We start from the raw sequence: 16,660 nt of genomic DNA, 5'->3' as shown, positions 1-16,660 counted from the left end.
CGGCGCTTGTGCCTTCGCGTTCGTTATTTGGCCGGCTGGCTCGCCAGGTCGCTGGCCTTGGCTGCTTGCGCGCTGTCGCTTTCCTGCTCGCGAACGCGGCGAAACGGAATGCGCGAGGGCTGCTTCTGCTTGCGCGCGAGGCCGCGTGTGCGCCGGCCCTGGCCATAGCCCTGGCTGATGCGGTCGATCACGATCGCGAGAATCACGATCGCGACGCCCGCCTGCGTGCCCTTGCCCACATCGAGCGTTTGAATGCCCGCGAGCACGTCTTCGCCAAGACCGCGCGAACCGATCATCGAGGCGATCACGACCATGGAAAGCGCCATCATCGTGGTCTGGTTGATACCGGCCATGATGCTGGGCCGCGCGAGCGGCAACTGCACACCAAAGAGCAATTGCATGCGCGTGGTGCCGAACGCGCGCGCGGCCTCGACGATTTCCCCATCCACGTGGCGAATGCCGAGATCGGTCAAGCGAATGAGCGGCGGCAGCGCATAGACGACCGTGGCGAGAATGGCGGGCACCTTGCCGAGGCCGAACAGCATGAGCACCGGGATGAGGTACACGAAGCTCGGCAGCGTTTGCATCACGTCGAGCACCGGCAGCAGCACGCGGCGCAGCCCGCTGCTCGAAGCCGCGAGAATGCCGAGCGGCACGCCGAGCATGACCGAGATGAGCGTGGCGACCACCATCAGCGCGAAGGTCTGCATGAGCTTGTCCCACAGCCCGAAGCAGCCGATCAGCCAGAGCAGGACGACGAACAGCAGCGCCACGCCGATGCGCCGCGACGCATGCCAGCCGAGCAGGCCCACGGCCGCGAGCACGACAATGGGCGGCGTGGCGCGCAACAGGCCTTCGAGCGGCACGAGCAGGTCGCGCAGCATGAGCACGCTGAAGTTGTGGAACGCGTCGCCGTAGCGCTGGACGAACGCGGCGACCTGGTCGTTGACCCAGTCGGCGATCGAGAGGTGAAGAAAGGGAGATCCCATGGTGAGCCTCATTCTGCGTGTGTCATGTGATGCGTGCCGTCTTGCGGTCGGTATCGTGGCTTACGTGCGCAGGCCGGCCTGCACGCGCGCCGCGACTTCCGGCGTGACCCATTGCTTCCAGATTTCCGGATGCTGCTCGAAGAACGTGCGCGCGACCGTGGAGGCGTCGAGCTTCTTGTCGTGCATTTGCTGGACCAGTTGCTCGTCGAGCGCGAGCGGCAAGCTGACCTTGCCGAAGAACGCCACCGCGTCGGGTTGCGCATCGTAGAACGGGGTGGAGACCGCGACCTTCAGATGCGACACCTTGAATGCGGAAGCGCACGGCGTGCCCTTCGGGTCGGCGATGGTGTTCCAGCAGGCGTCGGAATACGGCGCACTCTCCAGTTGCACGAAGCGGTACTTCGCCATCAGGCCGGCGGGCTGCCAGTAGTAGAAGAGAATGGGCTTGCCGCGCTCGTAGGCGGAGGCGATGGCCGCGTCGAGCGCGCCGCCGGTGCCGGGGCGGAAGTTCGTGTAGTCGTCGCCGAGCTTGTAGGCCGTGAGCAGGCGATTGTTGAAGCGCTCGCAGTCCCAGCCCGCCGGGCAGTTGTAGAAGCGGCCCTTGCCGGGTTCTTCGTCGTCGGTGAAGAGGGATTTGTACTGCGGCAGTTGCGCGACGGAGCGCAGTTGCGGCGCCATGGGCTTGATGCCGCGCTTCGGGTCGCCGTTGATCACGTAGTCGGGGACGTACCAGCCTTCCTTGTCGCCGCCGGGAATCAGTTCGCCCACGAGCTTCACGCTGCCGTCCTGCAAGCCTCGCGCGACGATGGGGCTGCGGCCCGTCCAGTGCTCGGCCCACACCTGCAGGTCGTTTTTCGTGAGCGCCGTTTCGGTGGCGGCCGTGGCGCCGGGCACGACTTCGGTCTTGCAGCCGTAACCCTTCTCCAGCACCGTGCGCACCATTTCGGTCATCAGTGCGCCGCTTTCCCAGGTGATTTGCGCGAGCTTCACGGTTTTGCCTGCCTCGCACCAGCCGGGGGCGGCAAAGCTGCTCGTGGCCGCGCTGGTCAGCGCGAGGGCGGCGGCAATACGTACGCCTGCCAGCGTGATACGTCTCATGTCGTCTCCAGTTTTATAGGCACGATGGGCCGTGCTTTTCGAATCGATCCGACCAGAGTCTAGCCGTGGCATTTCGGGTTGCGAAAGCCACGAATAGTCATCGATGCATTACCTGATCTCATGCCACTTTCAGCGCGCGAATGACTCAGGTACGAGCGATGACTGCGCGTCATGCCCCCATGAGATTTCATAGCTTTTGAGCGCTTGCGGCGTGTGCTGGAATGCGTCTGGCCAATTCGAACTCACGACACAGGAGACGGAGTCAAACATGAAAGACCTGCAAGTCTATATCGGCGAAGGTTTCGCTGGACCAGGCGTAAACGCTGCTCACATCAACATCATGATCGGCCCGCGCAACGGCCCCGTGGGGCAGGCGTTTACGAACAGCTTGTCGTCGCCTTCGCAAGGCCACGTGCCGTTCATGGTGGTGGCGCAGCCCAACGTGCCGGTCAAGCCCGCCACGCTCTACGTGAACAAGGCCGACATTCGCGGCGACCTGCACGGCAACGCCACGTGGGGCGCGTCGCAGGCGGCGATTGCGAAGGCCGTGACGGAAGCGATGCTCGACGGCACGCTGCCGCCGCAAGCGGAAAACGAATGGTGCATCGTCACGGCGAACTGGGTGAACTGGTCGTGCGACGACCTCGACGCCGTGTACGAGAACAACTACGTGGCCTGCAAAACGGCCATTCGCGCCGCGATGAACGGCCTGCCCAAGCTCGACGACATTGCGAAGATCAAGGATCAGATCAGCAATCCGTTCTACACGCCGAAGGCCAAGGCGGCCTGAGCCGCGCAAATCGTTACAGGTGACTACGATGCAATACGTGCAACTTGGCCGCTCCGGCCTGAAGGTGTCGCGCCTGTGCCTCGGCACGATGAACATGGGCACGCCCGACTGGAAGCCGTGGATTTACAACGAAGAGCAGAGCGAGCCGATCGTGCGCCGCGCGCTCGAAGCGGGCGTGAACTTCATCGACCTCGCGGACTTTTATTCGACGGGCGTGGGCGAGGAAGTGGTGGGGCGCATCGTGCGGCGCCTCGCGAAGCGCGACGAACTCGTGCTTACGACCAAGGTCGGCTATCCGATCGGCAATGGCGTGAATAACCAGGGGCATTCGCGCAAGCACATCATGGAAGGCATAGACGGGTCGCTGCGCCGGCTGCAAACCGACTACGTCGACATCTATATGCTGCATTACTTCGACGTGAACACGCCTGTCGAAGAAACCATGGATGCGCTCAACGACATCGTGCGTGCGGGCAAGGCGCGTTATATCGGCGTTTCGACGATGTTCACGTGGCAGTTCGCCAAGATTCTGCAGGCGTGCGAGCGCTATAACTTCGCACGACCAATCAATATGCAGTTGCAGCTGAACTGCGCGTATCGCGAAGAAGAGCGCGAGATGATTCCGTTCTGCCAGGACCAGGGCGTGGGTGTTTCGGTGTTCAGCCCGCTCGCACGCGGCCTGCTTTCCGGCGACGCGAAGTCGGTGCGCAACCAGACCGACTTCTTCACCGTGCAAATGTACGACGACGAAGCCTCACGCAATATCGCGCGTTCGGTGGCGGAAGTCGCTTCGGCGCGCGGCGTGTCGAGCGCGCAGATCGCGCAGGCGTGGGTGCTGGGGCGCGCGGGTATTTCGTCGATGCTCGTGGGCGCGGACACCGTCGCGCAGTTCGAGAGCGCGCTCGCCGCGCTCGACACGCAACTGAGCGCCGACGAGCTTTACGAACTCGAGCGCAACTATACGCCGTGCGACGTGATCAACGACTACGTGAGCGCGCGCATTCCGCGTGTGCCGCGCGCGGCGCGACGCCTGGAGATCGCAGCATGATCGAAGGCCTCAAGGAAACGCGCCTGTGGCGCACGTCGAGCTTCATCGACGGCGAGTGGGTCGCAAGCGAAGCGACCTATGCGGTCGTCGACCCGGCCACGGGCGCACCGCTCGCACAAGTGGCCCGCGCCGGTGCGCGCGAAGCGCTGCAGGCCGTGGCGGCGGCGTCGCACGCGTTCCCTGCGTGGCGCGACGCCACGGCGGCGGAGCGCAGCGCGAAGGTGCGCCGCTGGGGCGAGCTGATGCAGGTGCATCGCGAAGACCTCGCGCGCATCATGACGGCCGAGCAGGGCAAGCCCTATGCGGAAGCGCTGGGTGAAGTGGCCTACGCGGCGAGCTTTCTCACGTGGTTCGCGGAGGAAGCGCGCCGTGCCTACGGCGATGTGATTCCCGCGCCGAAGAAGGGCGCGCGCATCGTCGTGACGAAGGAGGCCGTGGGTGTGGTCGGCGCGATCACGCCATGGAATTTCCCGCTCGCCATGGTGACGCGCAAGGCTGGCCCCGCGCTCGCTGCGGGTTGCACGATGGTGCTCAAGCCTTCGGAGGAGACGCCGCTTTCGGCGTTCGCGCTCGCCGAACTGGCGCTCGAGGCGGGCATTCCGCGCGGCGTGTTCAACGTCGTGTCGGGCGATGCACCGGCCATTGGCGACACGCTCATGGCCTCGAAAGCCGTGCGCAAGATCTCGTTCACGGGGTCGACGCGCGTGGGCAAGCTGCTCATGCGCGCCGCCGCCGATACGGTGAAGAAGGTCTCGCTCGAACTGGGCGGCAATGCGCCTTTCATCGTATTCGACGACGCCGATCTCGACGCTGCCGTGGAAGGCGCGATGGCCTCGAAATTCCGCAACACGGGGCAGACCTGCGTATGCGTGAACCGCTTCTACGTGCAGGCCGGCGTGCACGACGCGTTTGTCGAGAAACTCGTGAAGGCGGTGCGCGCGCTGCGTGTGGCGGGCGGCATGGAGCCCGGCGCCACACAAGGGCCGCTCATCAACGGCGCCGCGCTGCGCAAGGTCGAGGCGCACGTGAGCGACGCGCTCGAGAAGGGCGGCGCCATTGTGTGCGGCGGCCGCGCGCATGCGCTGGGCGGCACGTTTTACGAGCCCACGGTCATTACGGGCGCGCACGGCGGCATGATGCTCGCGCATGAGGAGACGTTCGGGCCCGTGGCGGCGGTGTTCCGCTTCGAGACCGAAGAGGAAGCGATCCAGGCGGCGAACGATACGGAGTTCGGGCTTTCCGCGTACTTCTATGCGCGCGATATTGGGCGCGTGTGGCGCGTCGCGGGCGCGCTGGAAAGCGGCATGGTGGGCATCAACGAAGGCATTCTCTCGACGGAAGTCGCGCCGTTTGGCGGCGTGAAGGAGTCGGGGCTCGGGCGCGAAGGCTCGAAGTACGGGCTCGATGAGTACCTTGAAACGAAGTACCTGATGATGGGCGGGCTTGGCTGATTTTCTGCGCCGTTGCCACGTCTGGCAGGTTTTTGGTGGAGGCCGCCGCGCGATTGCGCGGCGGTTTTCTTTTGCGGGCTTCAGCGGAGGCTCTGTTCGACCTCAGGCGGTCAGCCGATCCCTATGCAGACCAGACGCTCAGATGACGCCAATTCAGTCATCAATCGTGCCTGATATCTGCCGAGTCTGCGGGGATTCCGATTAGGCGCTGCCCTTCTTTGCTGTCCTCGACTCGCCAGCCCCGCGCGTTCAACGCGTCCCGCATTGCATCGGATTTTGCCCAGTCCCTTACCGCTCTGGCCTGCTCGCGCTCGCCAAGCAAGGCCCGGACGTCTTCCGGAATATCAGACACAAGCGGCTTCCAGTTGCGAAGCCCGAGACCTAGCACCGAATCGAAGCTGTCCACGGTGGCTCGCAAGATCGCGGGGGGCAGAGGACGCTTGACGAGTTGCCACAGCACGGCCAGCGCCCGCGGCAGATTCAGGTCTTCGTTCACTTCAGCGTCGAAGCGTGCGGCGAAGTCAGGGTCGACACGCCCCCCTTCCGGCCAGCTCGAATAGAGGTGCCTCAGCCGGTTCAAAGCCGTCTGCGCCGCATCAAGCGACGCCCAGCTGAAATGCAGCTTGCTTCGGTAGTGGGCTGTCAGGCACAGGTAACGAAACGCGACCGGATCAATATTGCCGCTACGCAGGGTCTGGAGACGAATGAAGTCGCCGCTCGACTTGGACATCTTTGCGTTGGCATCAAGCGTCAGAAAGTGTCCGTGCATCCAGAAGTTCGCGAGCCGCGTACCGCGTGCCGCCTGAGTCTGCGCAATCTCATTGCTATGATGGACTGCAATATGGTCTTCACCGCCGCAGTGAAGATCGAACCAGTTGCCAAGGTATTTCGCCGCCATGGCCGAGCACTCGATATGCCAGCCTGGAAATCCCCGGCCCCATGGGCTATCCCATTCCATCTGGCGCGTGGTGCCAGCCGGAGCAAACTTCCACAATGCGAAATCCGTATTGCTCTTCTTGCTGCCCACTGCGACGCGCTTGCCTGCCTGAAGGCCGGTGCGATCGAGCCGGGCCAGGAAGCCATAATCGTCCTGCTTGCTGGTGTCGAAATACAAACCGTCACCGGTCCGATACACGTAGCCCGCCCGTTCGAGTTCGCCGATGAACTCGATCTGTTCCGCGATGTGATCGGTCGCGCGGCACCAAACAGTCGGCTCCAACAGGTGAAGCGCTCGCCAGTCCGTGACGAAGGCGTCGGTGTAGCGCCGCGCGATGACCCACGCAGACTCTCCGGCACGCCGGCTGCCTTTTTCCATTTTGTCTTCGCCTTCGTCAGCATCCGAAGTCAAATGCCCGACGTCGGTGATATTGACGACATGCCGAACCTCATATCCGTTGCGAATCAGCGTGCGGCGCAGGAGGTCCTCGAACACATAGGTTCTCAGATTGCCGATATGGGCATAGTCATAGACGGTGGGGCCGCAGCAATACATACCAACTGTGCCGGCATGGATTGATTTGAACGGGCGCACCGTGCGCGACCAGGTGTCATATAGCACGAGCGGCATCGAATTCTCCGTCCAGAAAGGATTGGGACAAAACAAAAGGCCGCCGGTTTCTCAACGGGCGGCCAGAAGGCGATTGATTCAACGTGTCGCTAGATCGCTAGACGCAGCGCCCTCCTGGCATGTCCTGACAACATGCGTGAACCAGCAAAGAGAGGAAGTGGCTGAGAATAGGCATAGCGTTAATCCTAGCGTCTATTGTTTGCGCAGGTCAACACTGCCGAATGACTGCTTCGGCAAATACTTTCCGATGACCGCTCATGACCGGCTGCCGTCTGATCGGCCTATCACCGCAACATCGATTCTGGTATCAGGGTAGATATGACAGCGAGGTGCCGCGCGCGACCGCCCTCTTCGGGATAGCATGCACACTTCGACCCCGGTGCCTTCGAGCACGTCAGCCCAACGCAAGATTGCAGGCTTTCGATATGAGAGAAAAAACACAGGACCTAAGTTCCGACGAGGCGCTGACAGAAGCAATTGCCGCAACGCTGGCGGAGTCGGCGAGCGAGGCGAAGGCGTGGTATCCGCGCCTTCGCGCGCACCTGGCAAGAGTCGCCGCGGCGACGACGGCTGACTTTTCCGATAAAGATTTTCTCGAAGCCCTCTGGAGCGACGAGTCCGTTTCGGCGACGGGCATGGGTAGTGTCAAAGTGGGGCCCGCGCTCGAGGATTCAGCGTTTCGCGAATGGTTCAGCCACGCCTACAGCGCTGCGCTCCCCTCGGACGACGCTCAGATCGAGACGCATCTGACCGCGTTGTACGGGGAACTGGAGCAACGCTTGGGCGAGAAGTGCGGTCGCGTCGCCCGTCTCAAACTCAATCGAGTGTTGTGCGCACGTTTCCCGCAGCATTTAACAACAGTCGCGGATACGGGGGCCCTCAAGGTCCTTCATCGTTCGATGGGCGGAGCGTCGAGCGATCATGCCATTCACGCGCATCTCACCATCAGACGGCGCATAGACGAAGTGCTCGGTCCGATCGATCCCAACAAGACCGATGGCGATCTCGAGCGCTTGTCATTGCCGTGGTACTTGTATCAACACATAGCCGACGATGCGCAAACCGAGACGAATGCTTCTTCGGGAGATTCCACTCCGACTTCGACCAGTCTGCGGCCGCTGCCGGCACCACTGCGGCGCAAGGGACTAACTGCGCTCAAGGGCTACTTTGGCACGTTGCTCGAATTCGTCCAGATCTTGAAGGACGGCCTGACCAGAGAGGAACTGGCCGACGAAGTCAGGCGCAGCAATGCCAACTTATCGGAAAGCAGCGTCAGTACGACCATCAGCACGATTACCCGGGAATTTGATCTTTGTGTCCGTGAGGGGAACGAATACCGCCTGAACCGGCGTGGTTTCAATCTGCTCGACACGCGCGACCCCGACGAGTTCGTCGATCATCTGCTCACGCGTATTCTCGGCATAGACCATGCTATCAAGGCGCTTCAGGAAGGTCCCTTGCCACTCGTGGATCTGGTCAAGACCGTCAAGCACGTCAATCCGGGCTGGACTTCGGACTTTATGCCGCGCTCGATCATCGCCTGGCTTGTCAGCCTCGATGTCGTCGCGCAGGATGCTTCGAACAGGTGTGTGCTGACGGAACGAGGGAACGTGTGGGCTGGCAAGATCACTTGGCCCCTCGAATCGCTGTCGCTCGCTTCAGCGCCGGTAACGCCGATGCTCGAGACTACTGGCGCCGTAGTGAAAGTCCCAGCTTTTGCCGAGATCGCACTGACGCTGGAAACGATCAACGGTGGGAAGTTTCTGTTTCCGAACGATCTCGTTCGTCAACTTCACGTCGGGCTTTGGTCTCATCCCGTACGGCACTTCGCCGTACTAACTGGAATCTCCGGCTCCGGAAAAACCCAGCTCGCATTGAACTATGGTGCGGCACTATGCGGAGGCGAAGACGCGCAATCGGAGCGCGTCCGTGTCATCCCGGTTCAACCGGGCTGGTTCGATCCAACGCCACTTTTCGGCTACGTTAGCCCCCTGAGCCAACAGTACTGTTCGGCCCCCTTTCTGGAACTGTTCCTGCGCGCCGCACAGGACCCTGAGCGGCCCTATGTGGTCATACTCGACGAATTGAATCTGTCGCATCCGGAGCAGTACCTCGCGCCGCTTCTGTCCGCCATGGAGACACGTGGTTGGATCGATCTGCACGAATTGCCTGAGGATGCAACGGATGTGCCACAACGTATCCAATATCCTGCCAATCTCGCGGTTATCGGAACGCTGAACATGGACGAGACCACGCATGGCCTATCGGACAAAGTGCTAGACCGTGCATTCACACTGGAATTCTGGAACATCAGTGTCGATGCCTTTCCGGGCTGGAATCGATTCGAATTGTCTTCGGGCTTGCAGAACTCCTTGCGCGAACTGCTTGCGGAGCTGAGTGAAGCGCTCGCCCCTGTCCGGCTGCACTTTGGCTGGCGCACCATCGAGGACGTGCTCAGTTATATGAAGCTCGCTATCGAGGCCGGTGCGGCGGAGCGCGATGCGCTCGACGCGGTCATCTACGCGAGAGTCCTGCCAAAGCTGCGAGGCGAGAGCACCGAGAGATTTCATCAGGCCCTCACGTCGACGCAAGCGGCGCTGCTCAAGAAGGATCTGAAGCGTTGTGCGAACAAGGTTGCTGCACTGTTGGTCGATCTGAAAGAGACTGGCACGGCCAGATTCTGGCGATGAGCTTCGAAGATGCGCAGTCCAACGGTGTGCTCCTGAAAGTTTCTTTGCCTGGCGACCAGACGCCCACGGCGACCTATGCAGCAGGGTCTCTCATCGTCGGACTGCGGGAATGCGAACCATGTCAGATTGAAATTGTGAATGCGCGGCACGCGAGATTGTTCATCGATGACGTGGAGGTTCGGCAAGACGAGCACGGCCGGTTCGCGTGGACGCCGACATTCTTCGCGGGACGCGTCGAAATCGTCGTGGCGATTGATCAGGACAATGAAATTGCTTTCCATGCCGTTGTCGGACCGTCGATCAGCAAGATGATTGATGAGCAGTTCGATGCGATGATCGATGAGATTCGCGCGTTCCGGGCGGCGCTCCTGCTCGGAATCTCGAGTGCCACGACGACATTTGGAAGCGAGTTTGGCACGCATGCATTCGAACGGCTGGTTCTACTGGCCCGGCTGAAGCGCTATGCGCCCGGTTTCCTCCGAAGTCTTCGCGCGATTTGTCGCATGCCGCACCGCTCGATACTTTATGGCGAGCACCGGATTCCTCTTTCGCGCGCGAAACGTCTTCATCCACTTGCGCTGCGCGAGCCGCGCATCGCCGCGGTCGTCGCGAGACGAGCTGTCGACACCGCGCCTCTCGATTCTCTGCAGGTCGCCACGCCAACGGCCGTGCAGACTTTCGACACACCCGCCAATCGCGCACTGAAAGCGCTCGCCATTCGACTGGAAACGCGCATTACCGACCTTCTGGACTCAGTGCAGGATAGCCGGCTGGAGGGTGACATAGCAGAGCAACAGCTTCGACGGCCACGACGAGTCCGCTTTCTTTCCGGATTGTTACGAGAACTGAAGCCGCTATTGGCACAGGAGCCGTTTTCCAGCGCTTCGCGGTTGGAAACGTCGGCCGCCAGCCTGACGCAAATCTCGGCACAGCCCCTCTACAGCAGCGCGTATCGACAAGGCAACCGGGCTTTGCTGCGAGGCGTGGATGGCACGAACGATCAGAGCCCGCTGTATGTCAGTCCGACTTGGGGCGTGTATGAAACATGGTGCTTCGCCCATTTGCTTGGCAGGGTCGCGCAATCAGTAGGCTAGTCTGCATGGCGGATCTTGCGCTCAGGTATCGTGAGTGCTGCCGAGTCCTATGAGTTGACGCTTGCGGACGGCAGGTTGCTCGAGGCGCACTTTCAGGCGAACTTCCGGTCGAGCTACCCGGAGGCCGGCCGGCAGGGGTGGAGTTTGTCGCGTTCGCGTATTCCTGACATCGTATTTGTGCTCAGGGGAGAAGGCGCATGTTCATTTCTGGTGCTGGACGCCAAATATCGAAGGTACCGCGAGAACGTGCTCGAAGCGATGGAATCCGCGCACATCTACCATGACTCGCTTCGTGTCGATCTTCAGCGTGCGGACTTCTGCGCGCTATTGCTGCCCGCCGCGCCGGATCTACCACATCTCGAGCGTGATGCGTTCCTCATCGAGCATGGTGTTGGAACGTTCAGTCATTTCGCGCCAGGTGGTCAGGGCGTCAAGCGCTGTGTTGATTTCCTCACCGCCTGGATCAACGGGTTCGGGCGCAATCATCCGCATGCTGCAAGCTGACGCACACATCGCCGCGATGGAGCAGCCCTTCTGTGGCATCGGTGTTCTTCCGTGCACCTTGTCGAGCCAGTCCGACTCGCTCCAGGATGGATTCGCGTCTCCAGCGGCGAGTTGAACGGTCGTTTGTTGGCGATGCGAACATATGTTTGGCAGCCTCTGTGAGGCGGTCAATCCGACAAGGCTTTGTGGCAAGAGCAGCCTCGTGCGCATACACTGATACATCAAGACGCAAGACGTGTATCGGAATTCGTTAAATGCATAGTGGTGCATTTGGTCGAACGCTGTATGCGACCCAATCAAGAGAGCGGCCGGAGCCGTTTGCACGTGGGCAGTGGCACGCCAACGCACATGGCCCAGTCTGGATTCGTCGATAGCCTGCGGATGCCGCGCTCCGGTGATTTACCGGACGAGCGCATTGCGCGAGCTGCGCCGCTCGCCGCCACGCCGGGCGAGGCATACGTCGAGCGTCGCGGCATTCCGCTCGCCGTCGCCGACGCGGCCGGCATGCGCTTCGATCCCGACTGGGACGGCCGCGCCGCGGTCCTGATCGGCTTGTATGACTGCGAGGGTGCGCTCACTGCGGTTCACGGCCGCTATCTTACGACCTTGCGCGGCCAAAACAAGATGCTGACGGTCGGTCGCGGTGGCGGCGTGGCCAACGTTGGCGAAGGCTGGCATGCGAGACACCTCATTCTGGTCGAAGGCATCTTCGATGCGCTTTCGCTCGCCACATGCGGATGGCCCAGCGTCGCCACCATCGGCCGCTGGGCTTCGTGGTTGCCGCAGGTCTGCGCGCAGCGCGCAGTGTGGCTGGGCTTCGACGCGAACGCGCCAGGCGATCGTGAGGCGGCGCGCTATGCGCAGTTGCTTGCTCAATCGAGCATCTCACGTTTATTGCCGCCGCCGCGCTGCAAAGACTGGAACACCGCGCTCGCCAAGCGCGGGAGCGCTACCGTCGCGCGCTGGTTGCGCGATCATGTTGCAGACACCAATGAGACAAGCATCCGATGAGCGGCAAAACCAGAACCGAAGTCTATGTCAGCACCGACGTCGAGGTCGACGGTCCAATTCCCGGGCCGCATTCGATGTTGAGTTTCGCGTCGGCGGCATACGGCGCCGACAAGGTGCTGCATGGCACGTTTTCTGCCAACCTCGAATTGCTACCAGGTGCGAGCGGCCATCCCGACACGCTCGCGTGGTGGCGCGAACATCCCGAGGCCTGGGAAGCATCGCGGACGAATCAGCAGCCCCCGCAATCAGCGATGACCGAGTATGTCGCGTGGCTCGAGTCGCTACCGGGGCTACCCGTGTTCGTCGGATATCCGGCAGCCTTTGATTTTATGTTCGTGTACTGGTACATGATGCGGTTTGTGGGGCGAAGTCCTTTCAGCTTTTCCGCGCTCGACATCAAGACCATGGCCATGATGCTTCTGCGCAGGGAGTATCGCCGCAGCACGAAGAGCGCGATGCCCAAGCGCTGGTTTGACGACGTGCCGCATCGCCATGTTGCACTTGACGATGCGCTCGAGCAGGGCGCACTGTTTTGCAACATGCTCAGAGAGAGCCGCGAGCGCTGAGCGCCGACTCGGTGATCCATCGCCATGAACCTGCACCTGCCGTCCATGATCTGCTTCAGGGTCACGCGCTACTGCAATGCGCGTTGCGGCTTCTGCCTCGCTCCGCCCGATGGCGCGCATCCGCCTTCATCTGTGCTCATGCAGCGTCTCGACTGGCTGGCCGAACAGGGCGTGCGGGTTATTCACTTCTGCGGCGGCGAGCCGACCATTCATCCGGCACTGCCGGAACTGCTCGCGTATGTCGCTGCTCGCGGCTCGGGTTCGAGGCTCACGACAAACGGTATCGCCTTGCCTGAGGCGCTGTTGCCCGCTTTGCGCATGGCAGGCACGCGCGTCAGAGTGAGCCTGCATGGCGATCGTGCGCGGCACGACGCACTGGTCGGGCGCGCGGCGTTCGATCTGGCAATCGGACATGTGCGCCGTCTGCTCGATGAGGGAATTCCGACGGCGATACAAACGACGATCGTGGCTGACGGCGAATGGGTGGTCGACTGGATGGCAGACTTCTGCGTAGCCGAGCGCGTACGGCAACTCAATATTCTTCCGTTTATTCCGCGTGGAAGCGGCTTTGGCACGCAGGGCGAATATGGACTGACTCCGGCGCAGCGGAACACGCTTCACGAGCATGTCAGGCGGAAGCGGAGATCGCTCCAGGGGCGTGTGGATGTGCGTTGGCTCGACTTTTCGGCGCGGCCGCTACCTGTGGTGGAAGCCGATGGCCGTGTTGTGCTCGAATACGCGACCGAAGCTATGGACACCTTGCTATGCACGATTCCAGGGACCCAGGTACCCAGGAAACGCATCGCCATCCGGGCAAGTTAGGGGAAGCGTGTGCCGAAGCCGGGGGATCGCTTTCTGTAGTCGCGGAGGACGCAGTCGTCTACCCAAACGGTTGTCGGGCCAGCGCTATGGCGCATCAACTGGTCATTGCGCTTGTTACCCTTTAACCCGCTCCAGCCCGCTACGGTCGCGCAGGAAAGATTGAAGCGTTTCCTCAAAATAACGCGCTCAAGGCCCCGTCAAAGCCCAAGACAAACCGCACCGGCCGCGACAACCACGCAGGCGAGCCAGCGCGCTGCGCTCACCGTTTCCCGCAAAAACAGTCGCCCGATCAGCACCGCGAACACCACGCTGGTCTCGCGCAGCGCCGACACCGCGCCCATCGCGCCTGACTGCAGCGCCCAGATCACGATGCCATAGGCCGCGATGGACACGAGGCCGCCGGCCAGCGACGAGGCGATCGACAATGGCTCGTCACGCACCGGCGTCCATAACGGCGCGAACCCGCGCGCAGCGACGAACAGCACCGGCATCGCCCAGTAGAACAGGAACATCCATGCGGTGTAACTGAGCGGTTGGCCGTCGGACAAGCGCACACCCATGCCGTCGATCACGGTATAGAGCGCGATCGTCGCGCCGGTCGTCAACGCGGCCAGCGCACCCGCGCGAGGCACGCGGCGCCCCTGCAGCGCGATCGCGATGATGCCTCCCGAAATCATCAAGATCCCGAGTACGTGCAAGAGGCCGATCGCTTCGTGTGCAAAGAGCGCCGCGCCGAGCGTGACGAGCAGCGGCGACGAGCCTCGCGCAATCGGATACGCCAACGCCAGATCGCTGCGCCGATACGACCGCACGAGGCTCACGTTGTAGAAGATATGCACGAGCCCCGACGCGGCAATGTACGGCCAGGCGGCGCTAGCCGGCCAGGGCGTGGACAGGACGACGAGCGTGGCGACCGCCGCGATGGCGATGCTCATCCACGTCATGGAAAAAAACCGGTCGCGGTTGCCGTGAAGCATCGCGTTCCAGCTTGCGTGGAGGAGCGCTGCGAAGAGCACGATACCGCCGGTATAGCTGAGCATGAGCGCGCGGGTCGGGTTTCATGAGTGATTTTCACTGGCAGGATATCTATCTTGTGATGGACCGGCAAACCAGATAAATTGCTCGTTCACGTTAGATAAACTATTTCGAATGAAGCCGGTGTTACCCCCGCTCAATGCCCTGCGAGCCTTCGAGGCCGCAGGCCGGCTCGGCAGCTTCAAGGAAGCCGCCGCGGAGTTGCACGTGACGCCAGGGGCGGTGAGCCAGCAGGTACGCTTGCTGGAGGAGTGGCTTGGCGCGTCGCTGTTTGAACGGCACAACCGGCGTGTGGCGCTCACTGCGGCGGCAAAGGCATATCTGGAGGAAATCGGCCCTTTGTTCGAACGGCTCGCGCAGGCAACCGCGCGATACGGCGTGCCGCGAACGGTCTCCCGCACGCTGTCCGTGAACGCGCCCGCGACATTTACATTGCGCTGGCTGGTGCCGAGGCTGGCAACGTTCCGCGCCGGGCACCCCGACGTGCACGTCAAGGTGGAAACGTCGAACGAGCCGTTAGAGAGTCTGAACGATGACTACGACATCGTCATCCGCGGCGGTCCCGACACGTTCTACGGCTATTCAATGCGGCCTTTCTTGTGTGAGGAGCGGCTTCCGGTGTGTAGTCCTGCGCTTTTGCAGCGCGTGCCGCTGCGCACGCCTCGCGACTTGCGAGACCACACGTTGCTGCATACCTCGAGTCTTCCGCGGCTTTGGCCCGACTGGCTGGCGAGCGCGCAGATTGCCGAACTGAGGCCGGCGGCCGCTTTGACGTTCGACCACTTCTATCTGACCTTGCAGGCAGCGATCGACGGAATCGGCATTGCGATGGGGCCGACCGCGCTGGTGGCCGACGATCTCGCTGCTGGCCGGCTCGTCGCGCCGTTCGCGGCTCCGCGCCTGCCGTCGCGCAGCTATTGCACTTACGTTGCGCACGAGAAGTCCGGCGATGAATGGGTCGCGCTGTTCCGTGCGTGGCTCGAGCGGGAAGGGATGGCTGCATGAACGCAGCGGGGCGCCACGCGATGCAAGAGAAAGCCTGCTGTCGTGCTCATGCGCCGCGAGAACCGGCGTCGCAATTATGCGACGCCAGGCAGACTTTTTTCGCGCACGCGCTCCTGGATAGGCGCTCTATTTCTCCCACATCCGTAAAACAGCGCGTCGAAGCCATTTCATGGTTGACGGACCCGATTGGAGTTGGGGGCGATGTGACCATGAGTTCATGGCTACAAACGGTGTGCCTACTCCATGATGGGATCGATATCAAGCTAGTGATGGAGCCGCATTTTCCCGCCCTGCACCGCACATTACATTCCTATAATCTGGCGCGTGCTCGCGTTTGACGCGCGAATGCTGAGTAGTGGATGGGGTAGTGCACCGGCTCGTTCGTGGGCCCACAACAAGACTGTGACAACAGGAGAAACTGCATGAAGGCTCTTCAAGTATTCAAGCTGGCCGCGGCGACGGCTCTCGTGGCTGCGTCCCTGCACGCCTATGCGCAGGACGACGCAGCGAGCGGCGCGGCCGCCGCTGCCCAGCAGGCCAGCCCGTCGCACGCGCAAACGAAGCAGGAGAAGGCCGCTAACCGGGCGCTCAGCCGCAAGGTTCGCACGGCGCTCGCCAAGGACAAGAAGATCGACGTTGCCCGTATCACCGTGCGCGCACGTGACGGCGCCGTGGTGCTGCAGGGCTCGGTGCCCGAGTCGGCGCAGATCGACCACGCCACCGAAGTCGCCAAGGGCGTGCAAGGCGTAACGTCGGTCAAGAACGCGCTGACGATCCGCCCGAACGAGTCCTGATCGTTCCTCGCCATCGCCATGCGCCCGCCCGGGCGCATGCGCCGATACCCGGAGACGAGTCTCCGGGCTCCTGCTGAAGGTTTCATATCGCGAAGCGCGCCAGACGCGCTCTTCTCGCGCCCGGTGGGTTCTCTCGCGCTTTGGCTGTGCTTTGCCGGCCCGCCGCGGACCGCATGCCAATGCGGAAACGACAGAC

15 protein-coding genes are annotated in these 16,660 nt (G+C 62.2%); 11 read left to right on the top strand and 4 right to left on the bottom strand.

What is annotated here, in order from left to right; translation table 11 throughout:
* Positions 1 to 23 precede the first annotated feature (23 nt).
* Both U5A57_RS03060 and U5A57_RS03055 read right to left on the bottom strand, forming a co-directional pair.
* Positions 24 to 989 (bottom strand): proline/glycine betaine ABC transporter permease, encoded by a 966-nt coding sequence (locus tag U5A57_RS03060; protein ID WP_321908080.1) that lies wholly within the window; start codon positions 987 to 989, stop codon positions 24 to 26.
* Between the two features lie 60 nt (positions 990 to 1,049).
* Positions 1,050 to 2,087: an ABC transporter substrate-binding protein gene (locus U5A57_RS03055; RefSeq protein ID WP_321908078.1), complete on the bottom strand. Its 1,038-nt coding sequence runs from the start codon at positions 2,085 to 2,087 to the stop codon at positions 1,050 to 1,052.
* 268 nt (positions 2,088 to 2,355) lie between these two features.
* On the opposite strand from U5A57_RS03055, the gene fae reads away from it, so the two are divergent.
* From fae to U5A57_RS03040, 3 genes are read left to right on the top strand one after another with little or no spacing between them, the layout of a single operon-like run.
* Entirely contained in the window at positions 2,356 to 2,877 is a 522-nt protein-coding gene (gene fae / locus U5A57_RS03050) for a formaldehyde-activating enzyme (protein ID WP_158761135.1), read from the top strand.
* A gap of 28 nt (positions 2,878 to 2,905) precedes the next feature.
* Positions 2,906 to 3,925: an aldo/keto reductase gene (locus U5A57_RS03045; protein ID WP_321908075.1), complete on the top strand. Its 1,020-nt coding sequence runs from the start codon at positions 2,906 to 2,908 to the stop codon at positions 3,923 to 3,925.
* Positions 3,922 to 5,376: an NAD-dependent succinate-semialdehyde dehydrogenase gene (locus tag U5A57_RS03040; RefSeq protein WP_321908073.1), complete on the top strand. Its 1,455-nt coding sequence runs from the start codon at positions 3,922 to 3,924 to the stop codon at positions 5,374 to 5,376. Before U5A57_RS03045 ends, U5A57_RS03040 begins: the two co-directional genes overlap by 4 nt.
* 160 nt (positions 5,377 to 5,536) lie before the next feature.
* Here the strand turns inward: U5A57_RS03040 and cysS are convergent, their stop codons facing one another.
* Positions 5,537 to 6,943 carry a cysteine--tRNA ligase gene (cysS, locus tag U5A57_RS03035; RefSeq protein ID WP_321908070.1) on the bottom strand — a complete coding sequence of 469 codons (1,407 nt, stop codon included), beginning with the start codon at positions 6,941 to 6,943 and terminating at the stop codon, positions 5,537 to 5,539.
* 425 nt (positions 6,944 to 7,368) lie between these two features.
* Between cysS and U5A57_RS03030 the strand changes: the two genes are divergently transcribed.
* The 6 genes from U5A57_RS03030 (at position 7,369) to U5A57_RS03005 (ending at position 13,630) form a co-directional block, all read left to right on the top strand.
* Positions 7,369 to 9,633, top strand: a complete 2,265-nt coding sequence (locus tag U5A57_RS03030; protein ID WP_321908068.1) for a hypothetical protein — start codon at positions 7,369 to 7,371, stop codon at positions 9,631 to 9,633.
* Positions 9,630 to 10,727 (top strand): DUF2357 domain-containing protein, encoded by a 1,098-nt coding sequence (locus tag U5A57_RS03025; RefSeq protein ID WP_321908066.1) that lies wholly within the window; start codon positions 9,630 to 9,632, stop codon positions 10,725 to 10,727. Before U5A57_RS03030 ends, U5A57_RS03025 begins: the two co-directional genes overlap by 4 nt.
* Before the next feature lie 30 nt (positions 10,728 to 10,757).
* Complete coding sequence (locus U5A57_RS03020; RefSeq protein WP_321908065.1) at positions 10,758 to 11,231, top strand: nuclease domain-containing protein; 474 nt, start codon at positions 10,758 to 10,760, stop codon at positions 11,229 to 11,231.
* Positions 11,232 to 11,579: 348 nt separating this feature from the next.
* Complete coding sequence (locus U5A57_RS03015) at positions 11,580 to 12,242, top strand: toprim domain-containing protein (protein ID WP_321908064.1); 663 nt, start codon at positions 11,580 to 11,582, stop codon at positions 12,240 to 12,242.
* A complete protein-coding gene (locus U5A57_RS03010; RefSeq protein ID WP_321908063.1) occupies positions 12,239 to 12,808 on the top strand; it encodes a 3'-5' exoribonuclease in 570 nt (189 codons plus the stop codon). Before U5A57_RS03015 ends, U5A57_RS03010 begins: the two co-directional genes overlap by 4 nt.
* Before the next feature lie 24 nt (positions 12,809 to 12,832).
* Positions 12,833 to 13,630 (top strand): radical SAM protein, encoded by a 798-nt coding sequence (locus U5A57_RS03005; protein ID WP_321908062.1) that lies wholly within the window; start codon positions 12,833 to 12,835, stop codon positions 13,628 to 13,630.
* 197 nt (positions 13,631 to 13,827) lie between these two features.
* Here U5A57_RS03005 and U5A57_RS03000 read toward each other — a convergent pair whose 3' ends face one another.
* Positions 13,828 to 14,670 (bottom strand): DMT family transporter, encoded by an 843-nt coding sequence (locus U5A57_RS03000; RefSeq protein ID WP_321908060.1) that lies wholly within the window; start codon positions 14,668 to 14,670, stop codon positions 13,828 to 13,830.
* Positions 14,671 to 14,779: 109 nt separating this feature from the next.
* Between U5A57_RS03000 and gcvA the strand changes: the two genes are divergently transcribed.
* Together gcvA and U5A57_RS02990 are read left to right on the top strand one after the other, a co-directional pair.
* Positions 14,780 to 15,670, top strand: a complete 891-nt coding sequence (gcvA, locus tag U5A57_RS02995; RefSeq protein ID WP_321908059.1) for a transcriptional regulator GcvA — start codon at positions 14,780 to 14,782, stop codon at positions 15,668 to 15,670.
* A 422-nt stretch (positions 15,671 to 16,092) separates the two neighbouring features.
* Positions 16,093 to 16,464 (top strand): BON domain-containing protein, encoded by a 372-nt coding sequence (locus U5A57_RS02990; protein WP_321908058.1) that lies wholly within the window; start codon positions 16,093 to 16,095, stop codon positions 16,462 to 16,464.
* The last annotated feature ends 196 nt before the right edge of the window (positions 16,465 to 16,660 follow it).

Source organism: Paraburkholderia sp. J11-2 (genome assembly GCF_905220185.1).
GTDB lineage: Bacteria > Pseudomonadota > Gammaproteobacteria > Burkholderiales > Burkholderiaceae > Paraburkholderia.
The sequence above is the reverse complement of the archived record's forward strand: the minus strand, read 5'-3'. Positions and strand labels throughout refer to the sequence as shown.